Raw genomic sequence first — 22,659 nt, forward strand, 5'->3', positions numbered from 1 at the left:
AGGCGGGCTACGCCGCCCGCCCCAGCCGCGAGTGCTTGTAGCCGTAGCCGAAGTACACCACCAGCCCAATCAGCAGCCACACGAAGAACAGCGCCCAGTTGCTGATGCCGAGCTGCGTCATCAGGTACAGGTTGATGAGCAGGCCCAGGGTGGGCAGCAGCGAGAGGCTTTTCTGGAACGACACCACCGCCAGGCCCCCGCAAAACAGCAGGAACACGAGCATGGGAATCTGGTGGCGGAAGCCCTCGTAGCCGTCGCCGAAGCTGGCCAGGTGGGCGAAGGCGCGCACCTCGGCCTGGTTGTAGCGCCAGAGCAGGGCCCCGCCGATGACCAAGACGGTTATCACCAGCCACTTGCCGTTGATGTACGGCACCGTGAAGCGGGCCTCGGAGCGGCCGTAGGGGTCGATGATGAGGATGCCGCCGCAGACCAGCGCGAAGGCAAACAGGGTGCCGATGCTGGTGAGGTCCACCACCAAATCCATGTTGAGCACCAGGGCCGGCACGCCCACGAAAATGCCCGTGACGATGGTGGCGAACGAGGGCGTGTGGAAGCGCGGGTGGATGCGGGTGAACACCTGGGGCAGCAGGCCGTCGCGGGCCATCGTGAGCCAGATGCGCGGCTGCCCCAGCTGGAACACCAGCAGCACCGAGGCCATGGCGAACACGGCGCTCACCGCCACCAGGCCCGAAAGGCGCGGCAGCCCCACCCGGGCAAACACGAACGAGAGCGGGTCGCCCACGCCCAGCTCCTTGTACGACACCATGCCGGTGAGCACCAGCGTGATGACCACGTACAGCACCGTGCAGATGATGAGGGCGTACATCATGGCCTTGGGCAGGTCGCGCTGCGGGTTGTTGCACTCCTCGGCCGTCGTCGAAATGGCGTCGAAGCCGATGTAGGCGAAGAACACCGCCGACACGCCCTTGAGCACGCCGCCCACCCCGTGGGGCGCAAACGGGTGCCAGTTGACCGGCTGGATATAGAAGGCCCCCACGGCAATGACCACGGCCACCACCACCAGCTTCAGCGCCACCAGGATGTTAGAAGCATTTTTGCTCTCCTTGATGCCCACGTACACGAGGCAGGTGATGAGCACCGTGATGCCGAAGGCCGGCAGGTCGGCCACGAAGTGCCAGTCGCCGAAGAGCACGGGGGCCGCGTTCCAGATTTTGTAGCCCTCGAGCTGGGCCGCCGTGGCCTGGGCCAGCGGCTGGTGGGCTTCCCTGATTTTGACGACGGCCTCGTAGCCCTGGTAGGCCCCCTGGGCCCCCGTGCTGAGGTAGGCCGGGATGTGCAGCCCGATGCCGTCCAGAAGCCCGGTGAAATAGTCGGACCAGGAGATGGCCACCACGATGTTGCCCACCGCGTACTCCATAATCAGGGCCCAGCCGATAATCCAGGCCGCCAGCTCGCCAAACGAGGCGTAGGCGTAGGTGTAGGCCGAGCCGCTGACCGGGATGGTGGCCGCGAACTGGGCGTAGCACAGCGCCGAAAACGCGCAGGCCACCGCCGTGAACACGAACAGCAGCGACACCGCGGGGCCCCCGTCGAGGCTGGCCTTGCCAATGGTGCTGAAAATGCCCGCCCCGATGATGGCCGCGATGCCCAGGGCCGTGAGGTCGCGCACGGTGAGGTGGCGCTCCAGGCCCCCGCCGGGGCCGTCGTGGTCGGCCGGCGGGTTTTGGAGGATGGATTCGACGGTTTTGCGGCGGAAGAGAGAAGTGGTGGCGGGAGGCATTCGGCCGGGAAAAAGTTGGACTAGCAAAGTAGTAAGCGGGCAAGTTACGGCCCGGCCGTGTGCAATTTGGCCCGGCGCGGCATCAAGGCCAAAACCACCCTAACTTTCCTCCCATGGCCCCGCGCTCCACCTCTGTTCACATCCCCCGGCCCTGCGCCCAAAGCTGGGCCGCCATGACGCCCCAGGGCCCCGGCCGCCACTGCGCCGCCTGCCAAAAAACGGTGGTGGACTTCACCCAAAAAACCGACGCCGAGATTTTAGCGGCGCTGACGCGGGCCGCCGGCGGCACCTGCGGGCGCTTCCGCGCCGAGCAGCTAGCGCGGCCGCTGCTGCCGCTAGTTGCCCAGGGCCCCAGCCGCTGGCGGGTCTGGCTGGCGGCCGCCGTGGCGGTGTGGGGCCTGCGGGAAGGTGCGGGGGCCCCGGCCAAGGCGCAAGTAACCACGGAGCTACGGCCACTTGGGGCCCCAGCGACGCAGTTCGACAGTAACCAGCTGCAAAAGAAGGTATTGGTTGAAGGCAAAATAACTGATGGCTCTACCCACGAGGGACTGCCAGGCGCGACCGTTTCGTTGAAAGGCACAAACATTTGGTGTTCAACCAAAGCAGACGGTACCTTTCAATTGACTGTGCCAGAAGAATATGCGGAATCTGCTTCCTTGGCCGTGATTGTTTCTTTTGTTGGCTATGAAACGCAGCAAGTAGCGGTTACTGCGAAAACTGGCGTACCAGTTGTTGAGGTGGCGCTTGCCCTTAACGTTACGTTTCTGGGGGGACCTGAGCTCATCCTACCTCTTTCCAATCCCTGGCCCTGGCATCCGCGCCGCTTCTATAACTGGCTCGCCCGTCCCTTTCGCCGGGGCTAAACCAGTAATTGTTAGTCCTATTCATCATGCTCTCCACTTGCATCAACTTTCCGCGGCTCCACCCCACCAACTGGGCCGCTGTGCTGCCCAAGGGACCCGGCCGCTGGCGGACCTGGTTGGTAGCTGCCGTGATAGTGTGGGGTTTACGGGAGGGCGTGGGGGCTCCAGCGATAGCACAGGCACCTACTTTTGGGACGGATAGCTTACTCATCAGCGGAATCGTCCGTAACCGAACAGGCCGCCGTCAACCCCATGCGCGGGTTCGGGTATTGCATCATTCAATCACGGCCTACGGCCCATCGCGGCGCGTTGCCTCTGCCTTAACTGACCAGCAGGGTTTCTTTTCGTTCAGGATTTGTTCTGCCGAGATGGCTGATACTTTGCTTCTACAAGTGTCTTGCAGCGCAACTCCTAAAAATATCAACTACTTCTTTAGCGCAGAGAAACTCATCGATGCTACTCGTAAAAAACCATATGCCATTTGGTTAGAAAAAAGGCGCATCTACCCTAAAACACGGTAATGGTATTTCAAATCTGAGCATTGCTCATACATAAGGCATTAATACCCTTGTTGGTTGCAGAGGCAAACTTTTCCGCCCCAAAAAGCCTTTTCCTGGGGTATGAAATTTCTGCCTTTTGCCCTGGGCCTGCTGCTGGCTACGTCCTGCGCCACGTTCAAGCCCACGCCCACCACGCGCTTCAACCCCACTGCCACCCGCGCCGAGCTGCCCCACGAGGAGGCTCCGCACCCCAAAAACTCCCTGGAGTGGTGGTACCTCACCGGCCACCTCACCGACCAGGCCAGCGGCGAGCAGTTCGGAGTGGAGTACGTGTTTTTCCACTTCAACCTGAAGGACGGCAAGGACGACTACCAGCTGGTGAACATGGCCCTGACCGACCCGCAGGGCCAGCAGTTCCGCTACGACTACAAGCTGGGCAAGCTGCCGCGCCTGCTCACCGACTCGCTGCCCGTGCACCTGCGCGAACACAAAGGCCGCGAGGTCTGGAAATTCGACGGCCAGGAAGGCAGCTACCGCCTGCAAGCGGCCTTCACCGGCAAGCAAAACGCCGGCTACGCCTTGGATTTGGCCACTACGCCCGCCAAGGGCGTGGTGCTGCACAGCGGCACGGGCTACGAAAACTACGGCCAGGGCATCACGGCCGGCTACTACTCCTACCCGCGCCTGGCCACCACCGGCACCGTCACGGTGGCCGGCAAAACCCACCGGGTAACCGGCGAGCTGTGGTACGACCGGCAGTGGAACTGCACCAGCATCGTGAGCAAGGGCGTGGGCTGGGACTGGCTCGCCATCCAGCTCGACCAGCCCCGCGAGGAGTTGATGCTGAACACGCTGCGCAACTCCGAAACCGGCCAAACCCTCAACAACGGCACCTTCAGCCCGGCCGACGGCCAGAACCTGCACCTCACGGGCCCCGACTTTACGCTGACGCCCCTCACGTACTGGACCAGCCCGAAGTCGAAGAGGAAGTACCCCGCCAAGTGGCGCGTGCAGGTGCCCGGCCAGGGCTACGACCTCACCGTGGAGCCCCTCGTGCCCAACCAGGAGCTGGGCCTGCGCTTCTTCCACGCCTTCACCATGTACTACTGGGAGGGCATGTGCCGCGTCACCGGCACCCACCGCGGCCAGCCCGTCACGGGCAAGGCCTACGTGGAAATCACGAACCGGAGCGGGGCGGAGGCCCGCCCCGGGGCCAGCGCGGCCGCCCGGTAGCGGCTCCGGGCCCTACTGGTTGAGCACGATGCGGAAGGTGGTGCCGCGGCCCAGCTCGCTCCACTTCACGAAAAGCTGGCCTTCGTGGTAGTTTTCGATGATGCGCTTGGCCAGAGCCAGGCCCAGGCCCCAGCCGCGGCGCTTGGTGGTGAAACCGGGCAGGAACACGCTCTGGAGCTTGTTTTTGGCGATGCCCTTGCCCGTATCGGTGATGTCGATGGCCACCTGGCGCGACGCCGCCGCGCGGCGGTACCAGCTGCGGCGCACCCGCACCCGGCGCAGGTGCAGCGTGATGGAGCCGCGGCCTTCCATGGCGTCCACGGCGTTTTTGCAGATGTTTTCCACCACCCAGTCGAAGAGCGGCACGTTCACGCGGGCGGGGGTGTCGAGCGGCAGGTCGCTTTCGATGGCAAATTTCACCTTGCGCGACACCCGGCTTTCGAGGTAGGCAATGGCGTTGCGGGTCACTTGCAGCAGGTTTTCGTCGTTGAGCACCGGCACCGAGCCGATGTTGGAAAACCGCTCGGTGATGATTTCCAGCCGCCGGATGTCCTTGCCCAGCTCCTCGATGATGGGCTCGTTGGCGAATCGCTCCGACTCGCGCAAGTAGCTCTGCCAGCCCACCAGGCTGCTCAGGGGCGTGCCCAGCTGGTGGGCCGTTTCCTTGGCCAGGCCCACCCACACGCGGTTTTGCTCGGCCCGGCGCGAGTAGCTGAACGAGAAGTAGGCCATCACCGCCAGCGAGCCAATCACGCCCAGCTGCACCAGCGGGTAGGTGCGCAGCTGGGCCAGCAGGTGCGAGTCGTTGTAGTAGATGTATGTGCGGGCCCCGGCCGCGTACTCCACCACGATGGGCGGGTGGCGCTCCTTCATCAGCGCCAGCTCGTGGCGCAGGCGGGCCACCGAGTCGGCCAGGGGCAGGTGGGGCGGCATGTCCACGTTTTTCGACCCCTCCACCGTGCCCGCCTCGTTGGTGAAGATGACGGGAATGGTCTTGTTGACGTTGATAATCTGGGCCTGCACGAAGAGAAGGCCGCTCTCTTCCTCCGTGTTCACAATGAAGCGCTGGGCCTTGGCGTACAGCTCAATCTGCTCCTGCTCGCGCCGGGCCACCTGCCGCACCAGGATGTTGGTGTACACCACGGTGCTGGCCCCGATGAGCAGGGCCAGCACCGCCACCAGAATTTTGCCGCGGGACTTTTGGTCGTAAATCGGAATCATGCGGGGCAAAATACGGTGCGGGAAGAACGGCGCGGGCTGCCGGCTTTTTCGCCGGCTGCCCGCTAATCGCTGAATCGGCGGAAAATCATCGGGCTGCTATCGAAGCCCCAACTGCCCTTGGGGCCCTGGCGATTACCGGGCAGCCGCCGAAAAGCCGGCAGCCCGGCCCCCTACCCCACCAGCACGGCCTCGCTGGCGGCAATTTCGGCCATAATTTCCTGCACCGCTTCGGGCGTTTCGGCGTCCACGAGGCGGGTGCGCCAAGCCTTGGCCCCGTCCAGGCCCCGGAAGTAGTGGGCGTAGTGGCGGCGCATCTCGAACACGCCGGCCCGGGGCCCCTTCCACTCCACACTTTTATCGAAGTGCATCCGGCACATGGCCACCCGCTCTTCCAGGGTGGGCGGGGCCAGCCGCTGGCCGGTGGCCACGTAGTGCTTGATTTCGCGGAAAATCCAGGGGTAGCCGATGCTGGCGCGGCCCACCATCACGCCGTCCACGCCGTAGCGGGTTTTGTACTCCAGGGCCTTTTCGGGCGAGGTGATGTCGCCGTTGCCGAAGATGGGGATGTGGATGCGCGGGTTGTCCTTGATGCGGGCAATGAGCCGCCAGTCGGCCTCGCCCTTGTACAGCTGCACCCGCGTGCGGCCGTGCACGGTGAGGGCCGCAATGCCGATGTCCTGCAACCGCTCGGCCACGTCCTCCACGTTTTTGGTGCCCTCGTCCCAGCCCAGGCGGGTTTTCACGGTCACGGGCAGGTGGGTGTTGTGGATGACGGCGGCCGTCATGGCCACCATCTTGGGCACGTCGCGCAGCAGGGCCGCGCCCGCGCCCCGGCAGGCCACCTGCTTCACCGGGCAGCCGTAATTAATATCAATCAGGTCGGGCCCGGCTTCGGTGCTGATGGCCGCGCACTCGCCCATCGTTTCCACGTCGGAGCCGAAGAGCTGAATGCCGATGGGCCGCTCGTAGTCGAACACGTCCAGCTTCTGCCGGCTCTTCGCCGCCGCCCGAATCAGGCCCTCCGACGAGATGAACTCGGTGTACATCAGGTCGGCCCCGTTGGCCTTGCACACGGCGCGGAAGGGCGGGTCGCTCACGTCCTCCATCGGGGCAAGCAAGAGCGGAAAGTCGGGGAGCTGGATGTTGGGACCTATGTTGACCACAGATTTAACGGATTTTTAGCGGATTTAACGGATTTTTTGGGGTTCCGCCCCGGCGTGCGGGCCCGGCAGGTGTGCGGGCCCGGCAATAACTGGGAATAAACGCGGATTATTACGGACTTAACGTCATTTACCGAACAGAAGCAGAACGGCCGGCGTGCGCCGCAAAGGAGCAGAGCCCCAAAAAATCCGTTAAATCCGTTAGAAATCCGTTAAATCTGTGGTCAAATTTACGACTTCCCCAACTTGCCCCCGCCCATGAAAGGTTTCCTCTCGCGCACCATGCACCCGCTGTTGCAGATACTGGTGGTGCTGGCGCTGGCCTTCGCCGGGCTGTGCCTGGGCAGTTTTGTGGCCCTGTTGGTGGCCAAGCTGTTGTACGGCACGTCGGTGGCCGCCTTCGGGCAGCTCGGCGCGGCCCCCGGCGGCCGCCCCCACGGCTGGGCCGTGCTGATGCTGTTGCAGGGCCTGTCGCTGGCCGGCGCGGGGGCCGGCGCGGCCCTGCTGCCGCGCGTGGTGGGCGTGCCGTGGGCCAGCTACTTCGCCCCGCGGCCCCTGGGCAGCGCCGCCTGGCCGCTGGGCGCGGGGGCCCTGGTGCTGCTGGTCATCCCCTGCATGTCGGTGCTGGTGGCCTGGAACGCGGGCGTGCATTTCCCGGCCTTCCTGCACGGCTTCGAAACGTGGGCCCGGGCCAGCGAAGACCAGGCCGCCGGCCTCACCAAGTTCCTCACGCAGCTCACCACCGGGGGCCGGCTGCTGGTGGCCGTGCTCGTTATCGGGGTGGTGCCGGCGGTGGCCGAGGAGCTGGTGTTTCGGGGCGTGGTGCAGCAGAACCTGGTGCGCTGGTTCGGCTCGCGGCACGCGGGCGTGTGGGCGGCGGCGGCCATTTTCAGCGCCATCCACTTCCAGTTCTTCGGCTTCGTGCCGCGCTTTGTGCTGGGCCTGGGCCTGGGCTACCTCTACGAGTGGAGCGGCAACATCGTGGTGCCGATGGCCGCCCACTTTACTAACAATGCCTTCCAGGTGGTGCTGCTCTACTTTGCGCAGCACGGGGCCTTTGGCTGGAGCACGGCCTTCGACCCCGACAGCACCGCCGCGCTGCCCTGGCCGCTGGCGCTGCTCTCGGCGGCCCTCACGGCCGGGCTGCTGTGGGTGCTGCACCAGCGCCTGCCCCTGGCCGCGCCCCGCCAGGCGCTCACCCTCACCAGCCGCGGCGTGGCGGCGGCCCCCAGCCAGCCCGTACCGTAATTTGGCGGCCCCTTCGCTCCTTTTCCGCCCCTGCTTTTGAACCCCGACCTTCCTCCGGCCAACGCCCCCGCCAAGCGCGTCCGCAGCAATTTGCGCCAGCGCGTCGTCTGGGGCACCATCGCGGCCACGCTGCTCATCGGCTGCACCTACGGGGGCCCCATCTCGTTCGGGCTGTTCTTCGCGGCGGTGCAGGCCGTGATGCTCAAGGAGTTTTACCGGATTATGCGGGCAAACGGGTACCGGCCGGCCTCGTGGGTTGGGGTTATAATTGGGGTACTAATTTTCAGCTATCTACATCTCTTTACCGGGTTTTTTCATTACGCCCAACTTTTTGGCTGGCAAACCGGCTGGACTACTTATCCGTCGTTATCGGCCTTGCCGCAGATCCTACCTGGAAGGGTTCCGTTTTGGATGGTGCTGGTGCGGGAGACGAGTTATTTCCTGATAGTGGCCGGGGCCCTGCTGATGGTCGTTGTGCTGGTCCGCGAAATCATCCGGTGGCCGCACCACGGGCAGCCGTTCCTTAACCTGGCCGCTACGCTGGGGGGTCTTTTTTACATTAGCTTGCCCATGGGCCTGCTTAATGTACTGGCTTTCAATCGTAAGGGCTACGACGCTCGCCACGTGTTCTGCCTCATCGTGCTGGTGTGGGCGGCTGACACGGGGGCCTATTTCGCCGGCAAAAACTTTGGCAGGCACAAGCTGGCCCCCAGCATTTCGCCGGGCAAAACGTGGGAAGGCTGGGCCGGGGGGGCCCTGCTGGCCCTGGTGACGGGCTGGGCGTTTGGGCAGTTCGTGCCCGACATTCCGCTCACGCACCGGCTGGTGGCGGCGGGCGTGGTGGCCGTGTTCGGGCCCCTCGGCGATTTGGCCGAGTCGATGCTCAAGCGCAGCGCGGGGGTGAAGGATTCGGGTACGTTCCTGCCCGGCCACGGCGGGCTGCTCGACCGCTTCGACGCCTTTTTGCTGGTGCTGCCGGTGCTGGCGCTGCTCCAGCTGCTGGCGGGGTAACGGGGCGGTAACGGCGGGGCAATACGAAACTAACACCCGTTCGTATGTGGGGCAAACTCAGTACCTTTGCCGCTTCAAAACGCACTCCCGTCCCACCCAACCCCTACCTCTAATTTTTAACCCCAACTATGGCCACCCACACCGTTTATAAAGAACCCGCTCCGCTTATCGACCGCGAAAACCCGCTGGAATCGATGATGTCCCGCTTCAACGTCGCCGCCGAAATCCTCGGCCTCGACGAAGAAACCTACAACGTCCTCAAAACCCCGGACAAGCAGGTCATCGTGCACATCCCCGTCACGATGGACAACGGCAAGGTGCGCGTGTTCGAGGGCTACCGTGTGATTCACAACACCATCCTGGGGCCCAGCAAGGGCGGCATCCGCTACGACAAGAACGTGTACCTCGACGAGGTGAAGGCCCTGGCGGCCTGGATGACCTGGAAGTGCGCCGTGGTGGACATCCCCTACGGCGGCGCGAAAGGCGGCATCATCTGCGACCCGACCACGATGAGCGCCGGCGAAATCGAGCGCATGACCCGCGCTTACACCCTGGCCCTGAAGGACGTGTTCGGCCCCGACCGCGACATTCCGGCCCCCGACATGGGCACGGGGCCCCGCGAAATGGCGTGGCTGATGGACGAGTTCTCAAAGACCGTGGGCATGACGTCCTCGGCCGTTGTGACGGGCAAGCCCCTGGTGATGGGCGGCTCACTGGGCCGCACCGAGGCCACCGGCCGCGGCGTGATGGTGTCGTGCCTGGCCGCCATGGTCAAGCTGGACATGAAAATCGAAGAGACGTCGGTGGCTATCCAGGGCTTCGGCAACGTGGGCTCCTGGACGGCCAAGCTGATGTTTGACAAAGGCCTGAAGATAAAGGCAGTATCGGACATCTCGGGTGCTTACTGGAACGCTGATGGCATTAATATTGACGAGGCCATTGCTTACAAAAACGCCCACGGGGGCCGCCTCGAAGGCTTCACCGGCGCCGTGCCCATGGACCCCGACGAGCTGCTCACTTCAGAAGTCGACGTGCTGGTGCCCGCGGCCGTGGAAGACGTTATCACCGAGCACAATGCCCCATACATCAAGGCCAAGCTGATTGTGGAAGGCGCCAACGGCCCCACGGCCGCCTCGGCCGACCCTATTATTTACGCAAAAGGCATTTCGGTGGTGCCCGACATCCTGGCCAACTCGGGCGGCGTGACGGTGAGCTACTTCGAGTGGGTGCAGAACAAGCAGGGCTTCAAGTGGACGGCGGAAATGGTGACCGAGCGCGCCGACCGCATCATGAGCGATGCCTTCGAGAAAGTGTACCAAACCAGCCTGAAATACAACATTTCCCTGCGCATCGCGGCCTACGTGGTGGCCATCGATAAGGTGGCGCAGACTTACAAGTTCCGCGGCGGCTTCTAGACCACTGATTTTAACTGATTAACCGTGGTTTCACTGAGTTATCGGCCCGTTTTATTGGTTGATATTTCGCGCGCTTTAATCGGTTGTTCTTCGTTGTAGGGAGAGGCACGGGCCGTTTGGTCCGTGCCCTTTCTGTTTCTAACCGTAATTTGTCCCAGCTGCTGCTCCCAGCCGCCGTATTTTTTGTACTGGTTAACTTCGTTGAAAGCAGCGAAATTACGGTTAATCAGTCAAAATCAGTGATTTATGAAAGTACACAAAGAAGGCCGCCGCATCTTGTTCGTCACCGTTCTGGTGCTGTTGGCCCTAAACCTGGCCCTGTACCAGTTCAACCGCGGGGCGGTGCTTTTCAACCGCATTTTCGCCGGGGCTTCGGCGGTGGCGTTTCTGGCGCTGCTCCAGTTTTTTCGCAGCCCGTTCCGGCACCTGTTCACCCACGAAGACCTGCTGCTGGCCCCCGCCGACGGCAAAGTGGTGGTGATTGAGGACGTGTACGAGCCCGAGTATTTCGACGACATGCGCAAGCAAATCAGCGTGTTCATGTCGCCCATCAACGTGCACGTGACGCGCAACCCGATTTCGGGCATGGTGAAGTACTTCAAGTACCACCCCGGCAACTACCTGGTGGCCTGGCACCCCAAAAGCAGCACCCAAAACGAGCGCACTACCGTGGTGGTCGAAAGCGACGCCGGGCCCCTGGTGCTGTTCCGGCAAATTGCCGGGGCCATGGCCCGCCGCATCGTGTGGTACGTGAACGAGGGCGACGAAGTAAACCAGGGCGAGGAATTCGGCTTCATCAAGTTCGGCTCGCGGGTCGACTTGTTCGTGCCCATCGACGCCGACGTGAAAGTGGAACTGGGCCAGAAAGTAAAGGGCGGTGAAACGGTCATTTGCCAGCTGAAGGTGTGACCGCAGATTACGTGGATTTAACGGATAAGAACGGATTCCTCGGGGGGTCGTTTTTATCCGTTTTTTGCTTTTCTGGGGCTTCGCCTTAAGCTTCGTTTACCTCAATGTTCGTTTATTTGGGTATTAGTAAATGGGGTGCGTTTTAACAAAGCGCTTGTATTGCAGCGAAGGGGCACCGAAGTTGATGAGCAGGCCGATGGGCAGGCGGTAGGCTTCCAGGTAGTTGATGATTTGGGCGTGGTGGGTGGGCGTGAGTTCGTGCAATGCTTTCAGCTCCAGTAAGACCGTTTCCTCAATTAAAAAATCAACGCGGCGCGAACCGATTTCTTGTAGCCGGTAGTAAATGGGCATTTCCAGCTCCCGCTGGGCATTAATGCCGCACTGCGCCAACTCCACGGCCAGCGCCCGCTGGTATATAACCTCCTGAAAACCCGTGCCCAACACGCGGTGTACCCGCATAGCGCAGCCAATCACCTTGCCTGTCAGCTCCTTAAAGGACTCCAAATCAACAGTAACCTTTTCCATCGAACACGAGAACAAACCAATAAAACCCCCAAGGTAAAGGCTGACCCAAGTGAGTCTAATATAAGCACCCCAAGGAATCCGTTCTTATCCGTTAAATCCACGTAATCTGCGGTTCAGACAAGGACGTGGGGCACGAATTCCGATAAATTGGTAATCAACCCGGCCTCGCGGCGGAAGCCGATGGCGCAGGCCTCGCCGGCCCAGAACACGCCGGCCTGGTAGCGGCGGCCCTGGGCGTCGGCGGGCAGCTCCGCCCAGCGCTGGTACAGCACGGGCTGGTCTTCAAAGTCGCCGGGGACTTCGGCGGCGGGCAGGCCGTCGGGCCCTATTTCGGCCACGTTCTGGCCCTCGCGGCCAAAAACGGGCTTGCGGACGTGGTGGCCGGGTAGGGGGCTCAGGCTGGCTTCGAGCAGCAGCGGGTGGTGCGGAAACACGTCCCAGAGGTGGGCCAGCAGGGCTTTGCTCTGGAAAAGCAGGGCGTAGGCCGGGTTGGCGACGAGCACGTCGCGGGTGCGCAGGAGTTGGGTGAGGTCGGCGGTGAGGGCGGGCTCTTCGGCGGACAGGATTTCCCAGGGCACGAGCTTGAACAGAAAGTCGAACCGCTGCCACTGCGCGGGCACGGTCTCGGCCCACACGCCGCGGTCGGGGCCATCCACCGTCACCCGCATGTCGTCAACCGGGCACACGTAGGCGTCGGCGAAGCCGGCGGCGCGGGCCGCGGCGGCCAGCACCGCGCAGTTGGCTTCGTCCTCGGCGCTGTCGGGCAGGTGCACGAGCAGCAGGGTGGCCCGGCGGTCGCGGTTCAGGGCCCGCCAGTGGCGGAACTGGTCGTCGAGGCCCTCGAAGAGGCCGTTGGCCTGGCGGCCCTCGGCGGCGTGGCCGGCGGCCACCAGGCTGGCCCACTGCACCACGGCGGCTTCGGGCAGGCCGGTGGCGGTGTCGGCGTTGAACTCCAGGAGCTTGGGGCCCTCGGGCGTCAGGGCCAGGTCGAAGCGGCCGTAGAGGTGCCACTGGCGCTCGTCGTGCCAGGAGTGGCGCACGGCGTCCCACAAGTTGGCCGGCACGGCAAGCCGCTGCAAAAACGCGTCGGGCAAAGGGTCGGGAATGGCCTGCACCAGCAGCTCGTAGAGCGTGTCGGCGGTCTGGAGCAGCGTTTCCGCGTCGGCCTCGGCGAGCAGCACGGCTTCGCGGGCCACGTAGTGCTGGCAGGCATCTTCCAGGGCCCAGTCCCAGCCCAGGGCGTGCACGGCCGGCGAAACGTCGCCGCCAAGGGGAAGCAGCTTCACCATGGGTATTTAATACAAATCATTGATGAACAACAGCCTACTACTCCAATGCCCGCCTACCCGCCGAAGCCGTGCGCGCTGCCGCGGCCGCCGAAGCTGCTGTGGCGGCCCGTTGGGGCGCTGTGGCGGCCGACGGGGGCGCTGCTGCGGAAGCTGTGGCGCGACGAGGTGCGCCGGACCGCGCGGCACGCCCGGATGCCGGCCGTGGCGGAGGTGCGGCCGCCGCTGAAGCCGTGGCCAAAAAAGCCGCGGTTCTCATCGCGGCGCTCGCGGGCAATGGTGGTGCGCCAGGCCTGGTTTTGCTCGAACAAGCCGGGGCTGGCGTAGCACGCGGGGTAGGGGGCCTGGTAGCGGCCGGCCATGAAGCCGATGCCGCTCCACATCAGCACGTCCATCAGGCCGAAGCCCTGCACGTTGCGGTCGGGGTTCACCTGGCTGTAGTCCTGCATTTGGCGTTGCAAATCCTGGCCCTGGAGGGTGTCCACTTGGCCGCCGAAGTGGTGGAGCACGGCGGCCACTTCTTCCGGGCCGGCGGGGCGCTCGCCGGTAATTTTCCACTCGCCGGGCTGCATTTCGGTCATGTCCGTGACGACGCCCTGGCTGTAGGTTTGGCCGCTCCAGCCGGCGTCGGCTTCGCTTTGCCCGGGGCCGCCGCGCTCGGTGGCGCACATCGACAGGCCTCCGAGGCCGAGGCTGCCGGCGGCGGCCACCAGCAGTACATTGCGGCGCCAGTCGCCGAGGGGATGGAAATGCTTTTTCATGGCGGGTGGAAAGGCGAAAGGCGCGGGGCCGGGGGTAGCGGCCGGGCCCCCGGCCGGCGGTTGGGGGCCCTAATTAAAGGGCTTTTTTTGACTTAAATTACTCATCATTAAACTTTCACCTGCGGGCCCAATCTTTATAAAAAACCGCGCTCATTTTTCCTTTGCGCTTATGAACCGCCGATCTTTCCTCCAACGCCCCGTCGCGCCCACGGCCGTTGCTACCGGCCCCGCCCCGGTGGCCGACCCGCCCGAAACCGTCAGCCGCTACGCCAACCAGCAGCTGCCGCTGCAACGGGCCGGGGCCACCGCCGGCACCCTGGCCCCCTACGCCGGGGCCTGGGGCGCGGCCCCGGCGGCCCACCTGCTGCGGCGCACCCTGTTCGGGCCCACGCGGGGCGAAATTGGCGCGGCGGCGGCCTCCAGCCTGTCGGCCACCCTCGACCAGCTGCTGGCCGTGCCCGCCGCCCCGGCCCCGCCCCTGAACGTGTCGGCCGCCGACACCACCGTGCCCATCGGCCAGACCTGGGTGACGCAGGCCTTCGACCAGACCTTGCAGGGGGCCCGCTCGCAGTCGCTGCGCGAGTGGTGGCTGGGCCAGCAGCTCACCCAGGGCACCTCGCTGCGCGAACAGATGACGCTGTTTTGGCACAACCACTTCGTGGTGGAGTTTGGCAACATCAACGACGCCCGCATGGGCTACACCTACGTGCAGCTGCTGCGCCAGCACGCGCTGGGCAACATCCGGCAGCTGGCCAAGGACGTGACCATCAACCCGGCCATGCTGCGCTACCTCAACGGCAACCAGAGCGTGGCGGGGGCCCCCAACGAGAATTACGGCCGCGAGCTGCTGGAGCTGTTCACCGTCGGCAAGGGGCCCCTGATTGGCACGGGCAACTACACCAACTACACCGAAGCCGACGTGCAGGCCGCCGCCCGGGTGCTCACCGGCTGGCGCGACAGCAGCGCCAACCTCAACGGCTACTTCACCGCCAGCCGGCACGACGCCAAGCCCAAGCAGTTTTCGGGCGCCTTCGGCAACGCCGTCATCGCCCCGAACGGGGCCGCCGAGTACCAGGACTTGCTCAACCTCATCTTCGCGCAGGCCGAGACGGCGCGGTTCCTGGTGCGGGCCCTGTACCGCTGGTTTGTGTACTACCTGATTGACGCGCAGACGGAGAGCGACATCATCCAGCCGCTGGCTACGCTGCTCATTCAAAGCAACTTCGAGGTGGCCCCGGTGCTGCGCAAGCTCTTCGGCTCGGAGCATTTTTTCGACGCCGCCACCGTGGGCTGCCGCATCAAAAGCCCGCTCGACTTTACGGTGGGCCTGGTGCGCCAGATGGAGGTGGCCTTCCCGCCGGCCAGCAGCGTGGTGGCCCAGTACGCCCACTGGGAGTACCTCTACGGCCTGGCCCTGGTGCAGCAGCAAACCCTGGGCGACCCGCCCAACGTGGCCGGCTGGGCGGCCTACTACCAGGTGCCGCAGTTCCACGAGCTGTGGATTAACGCCGTGACGCTGCCCCGCCGCAACCAGGTCACCGACCTCTACATCGGCAAGGGCATCGCCCGCGGCGGGGCCACGGCCGCCATCGACCCCGTGGCCCTGGTGCTGGCCCTGCCCCCCACCACGGCGGCCGACCCCAACCTGGTCATCGCCGAATTTGTGCGCCTGATGGTGCCCCTCGACCTGACCACTGCCCAGCTGACCTTCCTCAAAAACGCCCTCATCCCCGGCCTGCCCGACTTTGAGTGGACCAACGAGTGGACGACCTACGCCGCCACGCCCACCGCCGCCAAAAAAGCCGCCGTGGCCACCAAGCTGCAAGCCATGCTGCGCGCGCTGATGGGCCTGGCCGAATACCATTTGAGTTGAATTGTTAAATTGTTGTTGGTTAAATTGTTAGCCAGGGAAGCACCGCTGGTTTATCAATTACTATTGGGCCTGTTTGACCCAGAACAACCAACCTATAACAGTCAACAATTCAACCGCCAACCATTTAGCAATTCAACATGAAGCGTCGCGACTTTCTACAAACCACGGCGGCGGCCTCGGCGGGCGTGGCCTTGCTGAGCGGGCTGCCGGTGGGGGCCTACGGCTACTCGCCCGAGCTGGCGGCCCTCACCAACGCCGCCACGGCCACGGACAAGGTGCTGGTCATCATTCAGCTGCAAGGCGGCAACGACGGGCTGAACATGATTATCCCGCGCGACCAGTACCCGGCCCTGATGGCGGCCCGCGCCAACATTGCGCTGGCCGAGGCGGCGGTGCTGCCCCTCACGGCGGCCACCGGCATCCACCCGGCGATGGCCGCGCTCCAGAACCTGTACAAAAACGGGCAGCTGGGCGTGGTGCAGAGCGTGGGCTACCCCAACCCCAACTTTTCGCACTTCCGGGCCACCGACATCTGGACGTCGGGCTCGTCGTCGGACGTAGTGCTGAACACGGGCTGGGCCGGGCGCTACCTCGACGGGGAGTTTCCCGGCTACCCCACCGGCTACCCCAGCGCCCAGAACCCCGACCCGCTGGCCGTGAGCATCGGCTCGGTGGTAAGCAACTGCGTGCAGGGCCCCGCCGTGAACATGGGCATGGCCATCGCAAGCACGTCGTCGTTCTACCAGCTGCTGAGCGGCGGCGTGGACGCGGCCCCCGCCACCCCGGCCGGCCACGAGCTGACGTTCATCCGCCAGGTGGTGGCCCAAACGCAGGTGTACACCACCACCATCCAGGCGGCGGCGGGCCGGGCCAAAAACCTCTCGCCCCTCTACCCCGCCGCTGGCCAGAACGGCCTGGCCGACCAGCTCAAAATCGTGGCCCAGCTGGTGGCCGGGGGCCTCAGCACCCGCATCTACGTGTGCAACATGGGCGGCTTCGACACCCACACGCTGCAAGTGCCGGCCACGGGCGGCAACAACGCCGTGGGCACCCACGCCACGCTGCTGGGCCGCATCGCGGAGGCCGTTGGCGCCTTCCAGGACGACCTCGTGCGCCTGGGCCTGCAAGACCGGGTGGTGGGCATGACGTTCTCGGAGTTCGGGCGGCGCATCCGGTCCAACTCGGGCCTGGGCACCGACCACGGCGCGGCGGCCCCGCTGTTCGTGTTCGGCAGCCGCGTGAACCCCATCGTGCACGGGGCCAACCCCCAGCTGCCCGCCGCGGCCGGCGTGAACGACAACATCGCCCTGCAGTTCGACTTCCGCAGCATCTACACCAGCATCTTGCAGGACTGGTTCCAGGTGACGCCCAGCACGTTGCAGGCGCTCTTCGGGCAAACCTTCCCGTATGTGCCGGTGCTGCGGCCCGCCACGGCCCTGGCCGCCGGCAGCGCCGCCCAGGTGGCCGAATTCAGCGTGTACCCCAACCCGGTGCCGCGCGGCGGCCAGGCCACCGTGGCCTACCAGAGCCAGGGCGGCCACGTGCAGGTGCTGGTGCTGGACGGGCTGGGCCGCGAAGTGCAGCGGCCCTTCGACCGCCCCCTGGCCGCCGGGGCCCAGCGGCTGCCCCTCGACCTGGCCGGCCTCGCCGCCGGGGCCTACTACTGCCAAGTGCGCGAAGACGGCCGGTCCGGCTCGCGCATCCTGGTCATCGAGTAGCGGCGGCCCACAACCCCGTTTCGGCGGGCCCGTAGAAGAAACCCGGGCTTGCGGGCCCGCCCACACATCTTCTACTGCTTTTTCTTTAAGCTCATGGCTGCCAACGACCTCGAAGTTCAACTCGAAAAAATCATGCCCGAAGACCTCGTTCGCACCTTCGAGAGTGCCTACAAGGTGTTCCAGGGCGAAACCGAGCACATGGACGACCTGCTGAAAAACGGGGGCGTCCTGCTGCGCAAAGCCGCGCAAAAGCTCACCACGGCCCAGCTGGTGCTGAGCATTGCCGCCATTGCCGCCGTGGCCGTGGTGCTCATTAAGCGCAGCGAAGACTAGCGCGGCGCGTTTGCGGCACAAAAAAGGTGGGGGCCCCGGCGGGGCCCCCACCTTTTTTGTGCCGCTGGCGGCGTATTTATTTCGGGAAAAACTAATATTATTTTTGCCTGATGGGATACTATCAATCGGCACGCGGGGCAATTGCTTATCTTGCCGGCTATGAAACACCTGCTGCTGGCCGCCGGCTTGCTCACCTTGGCTGCGCCTGCTTTGCCCGTTAAACCCGTGCCCGTCTCCGCCCCCCGCCCGGCCCTCGCCGACCCCAACACCACCGACGAAGTGCCCCAGGACCAGAAGCTGGTCATTTACCAGCTGATGACGCGGCTGTTTGGCAACAAAGTGGCCCTCAACAAGCCCTACGGCACCATCGCCGAAAACGGCTGCGGCAAGTTCAACGACATCACCGACAAGGCCCTGGACGAAATCAAAGCCTTGGGCGTGAGCCACGTGTGGTACACCGGCGTGATTGAGCACGCCACCATGACGGATTACACCACCCAGGGCATTCCGGCCGACGACGCCGACGTGGTGAAGGGCCGCGCCGGCTCGCCCTACGCCATCAAGGACTACTACGACGTGGCCCCCGACCTGGCCGTGGTGGTGAAGAACCGCATGGCCGAGTACGAAGCCCTCATCGGCCGCACCCACGCCCATGGCCTCAAGGTGCTCATGGACTTCATTCCCAACCACGTGGCCCGCGCCTACAAGTCGGACGCCAAGCCCGTGGGCGTGGTGGACCTGGGGGCCGCCGACGACAAAACCAAGGCCTTCACGCCCAACAACAACTATTACTACCTGCCGGGCAAGAGCTTTGTGGTGCCCGCCGGCTACAACCCGCTGGGCCCCCTGAAGGGCCCCCGCGAAGACGGCAAGTACGCCGAGCTGCCCGCCAAAGCCACCGGCAACGACGTATTTTCGGAGGCCCCGACCGTCAACGACTGGTTTGAGACGGTGAAGCTGAACTACGGCGTGGACTACGCGCACGGCCGCGCCCTGCACTTTAGCCCGGTGCCCGACACCTGGAAAAAGATGCGCGACATCCTCGTATTCTGGGCCGGCAAAAACGTGGACGGCTTCCGCTGCGACATGGCCGAGATGGTGCCCGTTGAGTTTTGGGCCTACGTCATCCCGGAGGTGAAAAAGGTGCGGCCCGACATCGTGTTTATCGGCGAAGCCTACAGCGCCAAGGAATACAAAACCTACCTTGACAAAGGCCACTTCGACTTCCTTTACGACAAGGTGGGCCTGTACGACGGGCTGCGCCGGCTGATGCGCGACGAGGGCACCACCGAGGACATCACCAAGGTGTGGCAGCAGGAGAGCCGGGGCTTTTCGTCGCACATGCTGCGCTTCCTCGAAAACCACGACGAGCAGCGCATCGCCAGCAAGGATTTTGCCACCGACCCCTTCCGGGCCGTGCCGGCCATGACCGTGACGGCCACCCTGGCCTCGGGGCCCGTGATGCTCTACTTCGGGCAGGAAGTGGGCGAGCCGGCCCACGGCAGCGAAGGTTTCAGCGGGGAGGACGGCCGCACCACCATTTTCGACTACTGGGGCGTGCCCGAGCACCAGAAGTGGCTGAACCAGGGCAAGTTCGACGGGACCAAGCTCAGCCCCGACCAGCAAAAGCTGCGCGACTTCTACCGCCGCCTGCTCACGCTGGCCGGCAGCAGCGAGGCCATCCGCCGGGGCCGCTTCTATGAATTGCAGGACGCCAACAACCTCGGCAAGCAGTACAACCAGCGCCACCTCTACGCCTACCTGCGCTACACCGACCACCAGCAGGTGCTGGTCGTCGTCAATTTCAGCCCCGACAAAGCCTACCGGCCCGACCTCATCATTTCGCCCGAAGCCTACGCGGCCATGGGCATTCCTACCAATGCCACCGCCGTGTACACGTACCAGGACTTGCTCAACGGCGGCGAGCCGCTGCTGGGCCTCAACCAGGTGCTGGAACCGCTATCGGCCCACGTGTACGAGCTGCGCCGGAAGTAGGCTTCGTCCTGGCAGCCAGTGGCCAGAACCAGAATTTGTGGCTGACGGCCGGCCACCACTTGCCAGCTCCTACGCGCCAATGATGGCCTCCGCTACTTCGCGGCCGGTGGCCAGCGCCGCGTTCAGCGACGGGTAGGCGGCCCAGTCGCCGCAGCGGTAGAGGCCCTCGGCCAGGCGCAGGGGCTGCTGCACCGGGCGGCCCGCCGGGTAAGCTGGCAAGGCGTGGGCGATGCGGTACGAGCGCAGGTGCCGCCACTGCCGGGCACCGGGCCCGAACCAGGCAATCAGTTCTTCGTGCAGGCGCACGGCCAGCGCCGCTTCCGACAGCCCGGTGTCGCCGTGGGTGCTCACCGACACCAGGGCCCGGCCGGCGGGGGCGTAGGCGGGGGCCGCGTCGGCGGGAAAGCTCACGTTGTGGGCCAGGCCGCCGGGCGCGGCGTTGAGGCGCAGCAGGCCGTCGCCGCGCCCGGGCGAAGGGCCCTCGGCCACGAAATAGGTGTTGGTGGTGAGGCGGCTGCCGACCGCAGCACTCCCCGCGGCCGGCAGCAGGCGGGCCAGGGCGGGGCCATCGACGGCCAGCACCACGGCGGCCGCGGCCAGGGTTTCGCCCGAAGCCAGCCGCACGCGGGGGCCCTCCAGGGCCGCCACGGGCGCATTCAACTGCACCGCGCCCGGGGGCAGGCGGGCGGCCAGCTGTTCGGGCAGCTGCTGCATGCCCAGGGCCGGCACGGCGGCCTGCCCCCGCACAAACTGCTGAAACACGAACTCGAAGAAGCTACTGGCCGTGCCCAGGCTGCGGTCGAGGAACACGCCGCCGAAAAAGGGCCGGAAAAAGTTGTCGATCATGGCCTCGCTCCAGCCGTAGCGCCGCAAAAAAGTCAGCGTGTCGGTGGCCGGGCGGGCCAGCAATTCTTCGGGCGTGTGCTGCTGCACGTGGCGCACCAGGCGCAGGATGCGCAGCTTGTCGGGCAGCGTGCCCACGGGCGAAACCAGCGCCGAAAACGCCGCCAACGGCCGCTGCAAGGGGTTTTGCAACGTCGTTTCCGTCCCGTTGGGCAGGCGAATAACGGCCCCCGAGCGAAAAGCCTTCAACTCCAGGGCCTTGTAGTCGAACACCCGCCGGGCCTCGGGGTAGTCGGTGAGCAGCACCTGAAAGCCGCGGTCGAGGCGGAAGCCGTCGGGGGTAACGTCGGTGCGCACGCGGCCGCCCACGGCGTCGGCGGCTTCGAGCACCCGCACGGGGCGGCCGGCGCGGTGCAGCCAGCCAGCGCAGGCCAGCCCGGCCACGCCGGCCCCGACGATAACAATGGGATTGGAAGAGTCAGCAGTCATTACCCGGGTAAACTGCAAACCGCGGGCGAAGGTTGGGCCCCACCGGGCCGAAACCTTCGCCCGCGGTTCCCGCGGTTGAAGGGCGCTTGAACCAGCAAATTTACCGGGGCCGCCACACGCAGCCGCGCCAACTTCTTTCCAGCCCACCAGCCAAGCATTACCAGCCGGGGCGCTCTGCCCGCCCGCTCCGGCTCAGCTCTTCCGTCCGCCGCTGTGCGCCGCCTCCAGCAACTTTAGGTAGCGCCGCGCCACTACATCGGGCAGGTGGGCGGCCAGGTGGGCGGGTGCCGCCGCCCGCAGCTGCTGTTCGATGGCTGGGGAGCTGAGGACGTGCGAGATAGCATCGGCCAGCGCATCAACGTCGCCGCGGCGAAACACAAATCCGGCCTTGCCCGCGGCATCGGGCAGGCCGTCGCTGTCCGACACGATGGGCACGCACCCGCAGGCCATGCCTTCGAGCACGACGTTGCCAAACGCTTCGCCGTACAGCGACGGCACCAGCAGGAACCGGTGGCGATTCAGCTCTTCGGCCAGCGCTGGCCCCTCGATAAACCCCTTGAAATGCACGTGCGCCCGCAGGCCGAGCGCGTCCACCTGCTGCTCCAGGTTTCCGCGCTCGGGGCCATCGCCGACGATGGTCAGCAACGGCCCGGGGGCCGCGGGGTCGGCGGCGGCCAGCCGGGCCAGCACCCGGTGGAAGGCCGCCACCGCCAAGCTGGCACCTTTCTGGGAAACCAACCGCCCCATAAACATGAAGTTACCGGTGCGGGCAATGCCGGGCAATACCCGGAAGGCGTGGGCCCGGTAGGGGTTGCCAATCACCGACGCTGCGGGCCAGAACTGCTTGCGCACAGCCTCGCTCACCGACACTACGGTGCGGGCCCGCCGCAACCACGCCCGCTTCACCCAGCCCAAGTTCAGCCAGCCCTTGCCTTTGAGGTATAGCTCGGTATTGAGCACCACTACGGCAGGGCGGCTATGCAACAGCCCGGGCCACCCCAGGCGGATGCACGGGTTGTTCTCGAACACCACGTCGGCCCAGGTGTGCGCCTTGAAAAGCGCCGCCCCGTTCGGGTTCCGGACCACCGCGAACGGAAAGGCGTCTTCCTGCGCGGCCACCGACCACGTTGCCACCCGCACGCTGTGGCCCGCCGCTACGAAAGCCCGGGCGTAAATCTCAGAATTCACTTCGATGCCCCCAATTTCGGGGGAGAAACGGTGGGACAACAGCAGGATTTTTAGCGGTGAAGTACCCGTTGGAAGCGGAGATAAAACCTGTTTATTCACTTTTAAATCCTTATTAACAAGCCCCATATAAACTAGAAAGAATAATAATTAGTCAAATATACATAAGTCCCTCAGTGGAAAAACTGACTTCTATATTTGCTCGATGAGGGAAAAAATGCCTCCGATTCGATTCGGGATTGTATACGAACGCGAACACTTATTGTCTTGGGAATGCAAAGCCATTCGCGCTATACTTTCTTTACCAAATACTTCACTGGCCCTGAGTATCAGCTGCGCGGTCCCGGTTT

Annotated in this window: 18 protein-coding genes; 10 read left to right on the forward strand and 8 right to left on the reverse strand. The window is 64.7% G+C overall.

The genetic code is table 11. The features are described 5' to 3' along the window. Nucleotides 1-7: 7 nt before the first annotated feature. Nucleotides 8-1,741: an amino acid permease gene (locus tag HNP98_RS10540; RefSeq protein ID WP_173810032.1), complete on the reverse strand. Its 1,734-nt coding sequence runs from the start codon at nucleotides 1,739-1,741 to the stop codon at nucleotides 8-10. 173 nt (nucleotides 1,742-1,914) lie between these two features. On the opposite strand from HNP98_RS10540, the gene HNP98_RS10545 reads away from it, so the two are divergent. After that, nucleotides 1,915-2,604 (forward strand): carboxypeptidase-like regulatory domain-containing protein, encoded by a 690-nt coding sequence (locus HNP98_RS10545; RefSeq protein WP_173810033.1) that lies wholly within the window; start codon nucleotides 1,915-1,917, stop codon nucleotides 2,602-2,604. A gap of 620 nt (nucleotides 2,605-3,224) precedes the next feature. Further along, nucleotides 3,225-4,337, forward strand: coding sequence for a lipocalin family protein (locus HNP98_RS10550; RefSeq protein WP_173810034.1), 1,113 nt, complete (start codon nucleotides 3,225-3,227; stop codon nucleotides 4,335-4,337). A 12-nt stretch (nucleotides 4,338-4,349) separates the two neighbouring features. Here HNP98_RS10550 and HNP98_RS10555 read toward each other — a convergent pair whose 3' ends face one another. Next, nucleotides 4,350-5,558, reverse strand: a complete 1,209-nt coding sequence (locus HNP98_RS10555) for an ATP-binding protein (protein WP_173810035.1) — start codon at nucleotides 5,556-5,558, stop codon at nucleotides 4,350-4,352. Nucleotides 5,559-5,728: 170 nt separating this feature from the next. Next, nucleotides 5,729-6,721 (reverse strand): tRNA dihydrouridine synthase DusB, encoded by a 993-nt coding sequence (gene dusB / locus HNP98_RS10560; protein WP_173810036.1) that lies wholly within the window; start codon nucleotides 6,719-6,721, stop codon nucleotides 5,729-5,731. Between the two features lie 255 nt (nucleotides 6,722-6,976). On the opposite strand from dusB, the gene HNP98_RS10565 reads away from it, so the two are divergent. From HNP98_RS10565 to HNP98_RS10580, 4 genes are all read left to right on the forward strand, one after another. Continuing rightward, the gene (locus HNP98_RS10565; protein ID WP_173810037.1) at nucleotides 6,977-7,966 is read left to right on the forward strand and encodes a CPBP family intramembrane glutamic endopeptidase; all 990 of its coding nucleotides are present in this window, start codon (nucleotides 6,977-6,979) and stop codon (nucleotides 7,964-7,966) included. Nucleotides 7,967-8,002: 36 nt separating this feature from the next. Then, on the forward strand, nucleotides 8,003-8,977 hold the full coding sequence (locus tag HNP98_RS10570; RefSeq protein WP_173810038.1) for a phosphatidate cytidylyltransferase: 975 nt from the start codon (nucleotides 8,003-8,005) through the stop codon (nucleotides 8,975-8,977). A 128-nt stretch (nucleotides 8,978-9,105) separates the two neighbouring features. Next, nucleotides 9,106-10,392 (forward strand): Glu/Leu/Phe/Val family dehydrogenase, encoded by a 1,287-nt coding sequence (locus HNP98_RS10575; RefSeq protein ID WP_173810039.1) that lies wholly within the window; start codon nucleotides 9,106-9,108, stop codon nucleotides 10,390-10,392. A gap of 246 nt (nucleotides 10,393-10,638) precedes the next feature. Next, nucleotides 10,639-11,301, forward strand: a complete 663-nt coding sequence (locus tag HNP98_RS10580; protein ID WP_173810040.1) for a phosphatidylserine decarboxylase family protein — start codon at nucleotides 10,639-10,641, stop codon at nucleotides 11,299-11,301. Nucleotides 11,302-11,424: 123 nt separating this feature from the next. Here HNP98_RS10580 and HNP98_RS10585 read toward each other — a convergent pair whose 3' ends face one another. The 3 genes from HNP98_RS10585 to HNP98_RS10595 form a co-directional block, all read right to left on the reverse strand. Further along, the gene (locus tag HNP98_RS10585) at nucleotides 11,425-11,826 is read right to left on the reverse strand and encodes a GxxExxY protein (RefSeq protein WP_173810041.1); all 402 of its coding nucleotides are present in this window, start codon (nucleotides 11,824-11,826) and stop codon (nucleotides 11,425-11,427) included. A gap of 113 nt (nucleotides 11,827-11,939) precedes the next feature. Continuing rightward, complete coding sequence (locus tag HNP98_RS10590) at nucleotides 11,940-13,115, reverse strand: glutathionylspermidine synthase family protein (RefSeq protein ID WP_173810042.1); 1,176 nt, start codon at nucleotides 13,113-13,115, stop codon at nucleotides 11,940-11,942. A gap of 53 nt (nucleotides 13,116-13,168) precedes the next feature. After that, on the reverse strand, nucleotides 13,169-13,873 hold the full coding sequence (locus HNP98_RS10595) for a hypothetical protein (protein WP_173810043.1): 705 nt from the start codon (nucleotides 13,871-13,873) through the stop codon (nucleotides 13,169-13,171). Nucleotides 13,874-14,042: 169 nt separating this feature from the next. On the opposite strand from HNP98_RS10595, the gene HNP98_RS10600 reads away from it, so the two are divergent. The 4 genes from HNP98_RS10600 to HNP98_RS10615 all read left to right on the forward strand — a co-directional run bounded on the left by HNP98_RS10600 (nucleotide 14,043) and on the right by HNP98_RS10615 (nucleotide 19,792). Next, nucleotides 14,043-15,746, forward strand: a complete 1,704-nt coding sequence (locus HNP98_RS10600) for a DUF1800 domain-containing protein (protein WP_173810044.1) — start codon at nucleotides 14,043-14,045, stop codon at nucleotides 15,744-15,746. A 137-nt stretch (nucleotides 15,747-15,883) separates the two neighbouring features. Beyond that, nucleotides 15,884-17,464, forward strand: coding sequence for a DUF1501 domain-containing protein (locus HNP98_RS10605; protein WP_173810045.1), 1,581 nt, complete (start codon nucleotides 15,884-15,886; stop codon nucleotides 17,462-17,464). Between the two features lie 93 nt (nucleotides 17,465-17,557). Beyond that, nucleotides 17,558-17,797: a hypothetical protein gene (locus HNP98_RS10610; protein ID WP_173810046.1), complete on the forward strand. Its 240-nt coding sequence runs from the start codon at nucleotides 17,558-17,560 to the stop codon at nucleotides 17,795-17,797. 159 nt (nucleotides 17,798-17,956) lie between these two features. After that, nucleotides 17,957-19,792, forward strand: coding sequence for an alpha-amylase family glycosyl hydrolase (locus HNP98_RS10615; protein ID WP_173810047.1), 1,836 nt, complete (start codon nucleotides 17,957-17,959; stop codon nucleotides 19,790-19,792). A gap of 69 nt (nucleotides 19,793-19,861) precedes the next feature. Here the strand turns inward: HNP98_RS10615 and HNP98_RS10620 are convergent, their stop codons facing one another. Next, nucleotides 19,862-21,124 (reverse strand): protoporphyrinogen/coproporphyrinogen oxidase, encoded by a 1,263-nt coding sequence (locus HNP98_RS10620; RefSeq protein WP_173810048.1) that lies wholly within the window; start codon nucleotides 21,122-21,124, stop codon nucleotides 19,862-19,864. 192 nt (nucleotides 21,125-21,316) lie between these two features. Next, entirely contained in the window at nucleotides 21,317-22,351 is a 1,035-nt protein-coding gene (locus HNP98_RS10625; RefSeq protein WP_217425724.1) for a glycosyltransferase family 4 protein, read from the reverse strand. Nucleotides 22,352-22,659 lie beyond the last annotated feature (308 nt).

The sequence above is a fragment of the Hymenobacter caeli genome, assembly GCF_013294115.1.
Taxonomy (GTDB): Bacteria; Bacteroidota; Bacteroidia; order Cytophagales; family Hymenobacteraceae; genus Hymenobacter; species Hymenobacter caeli.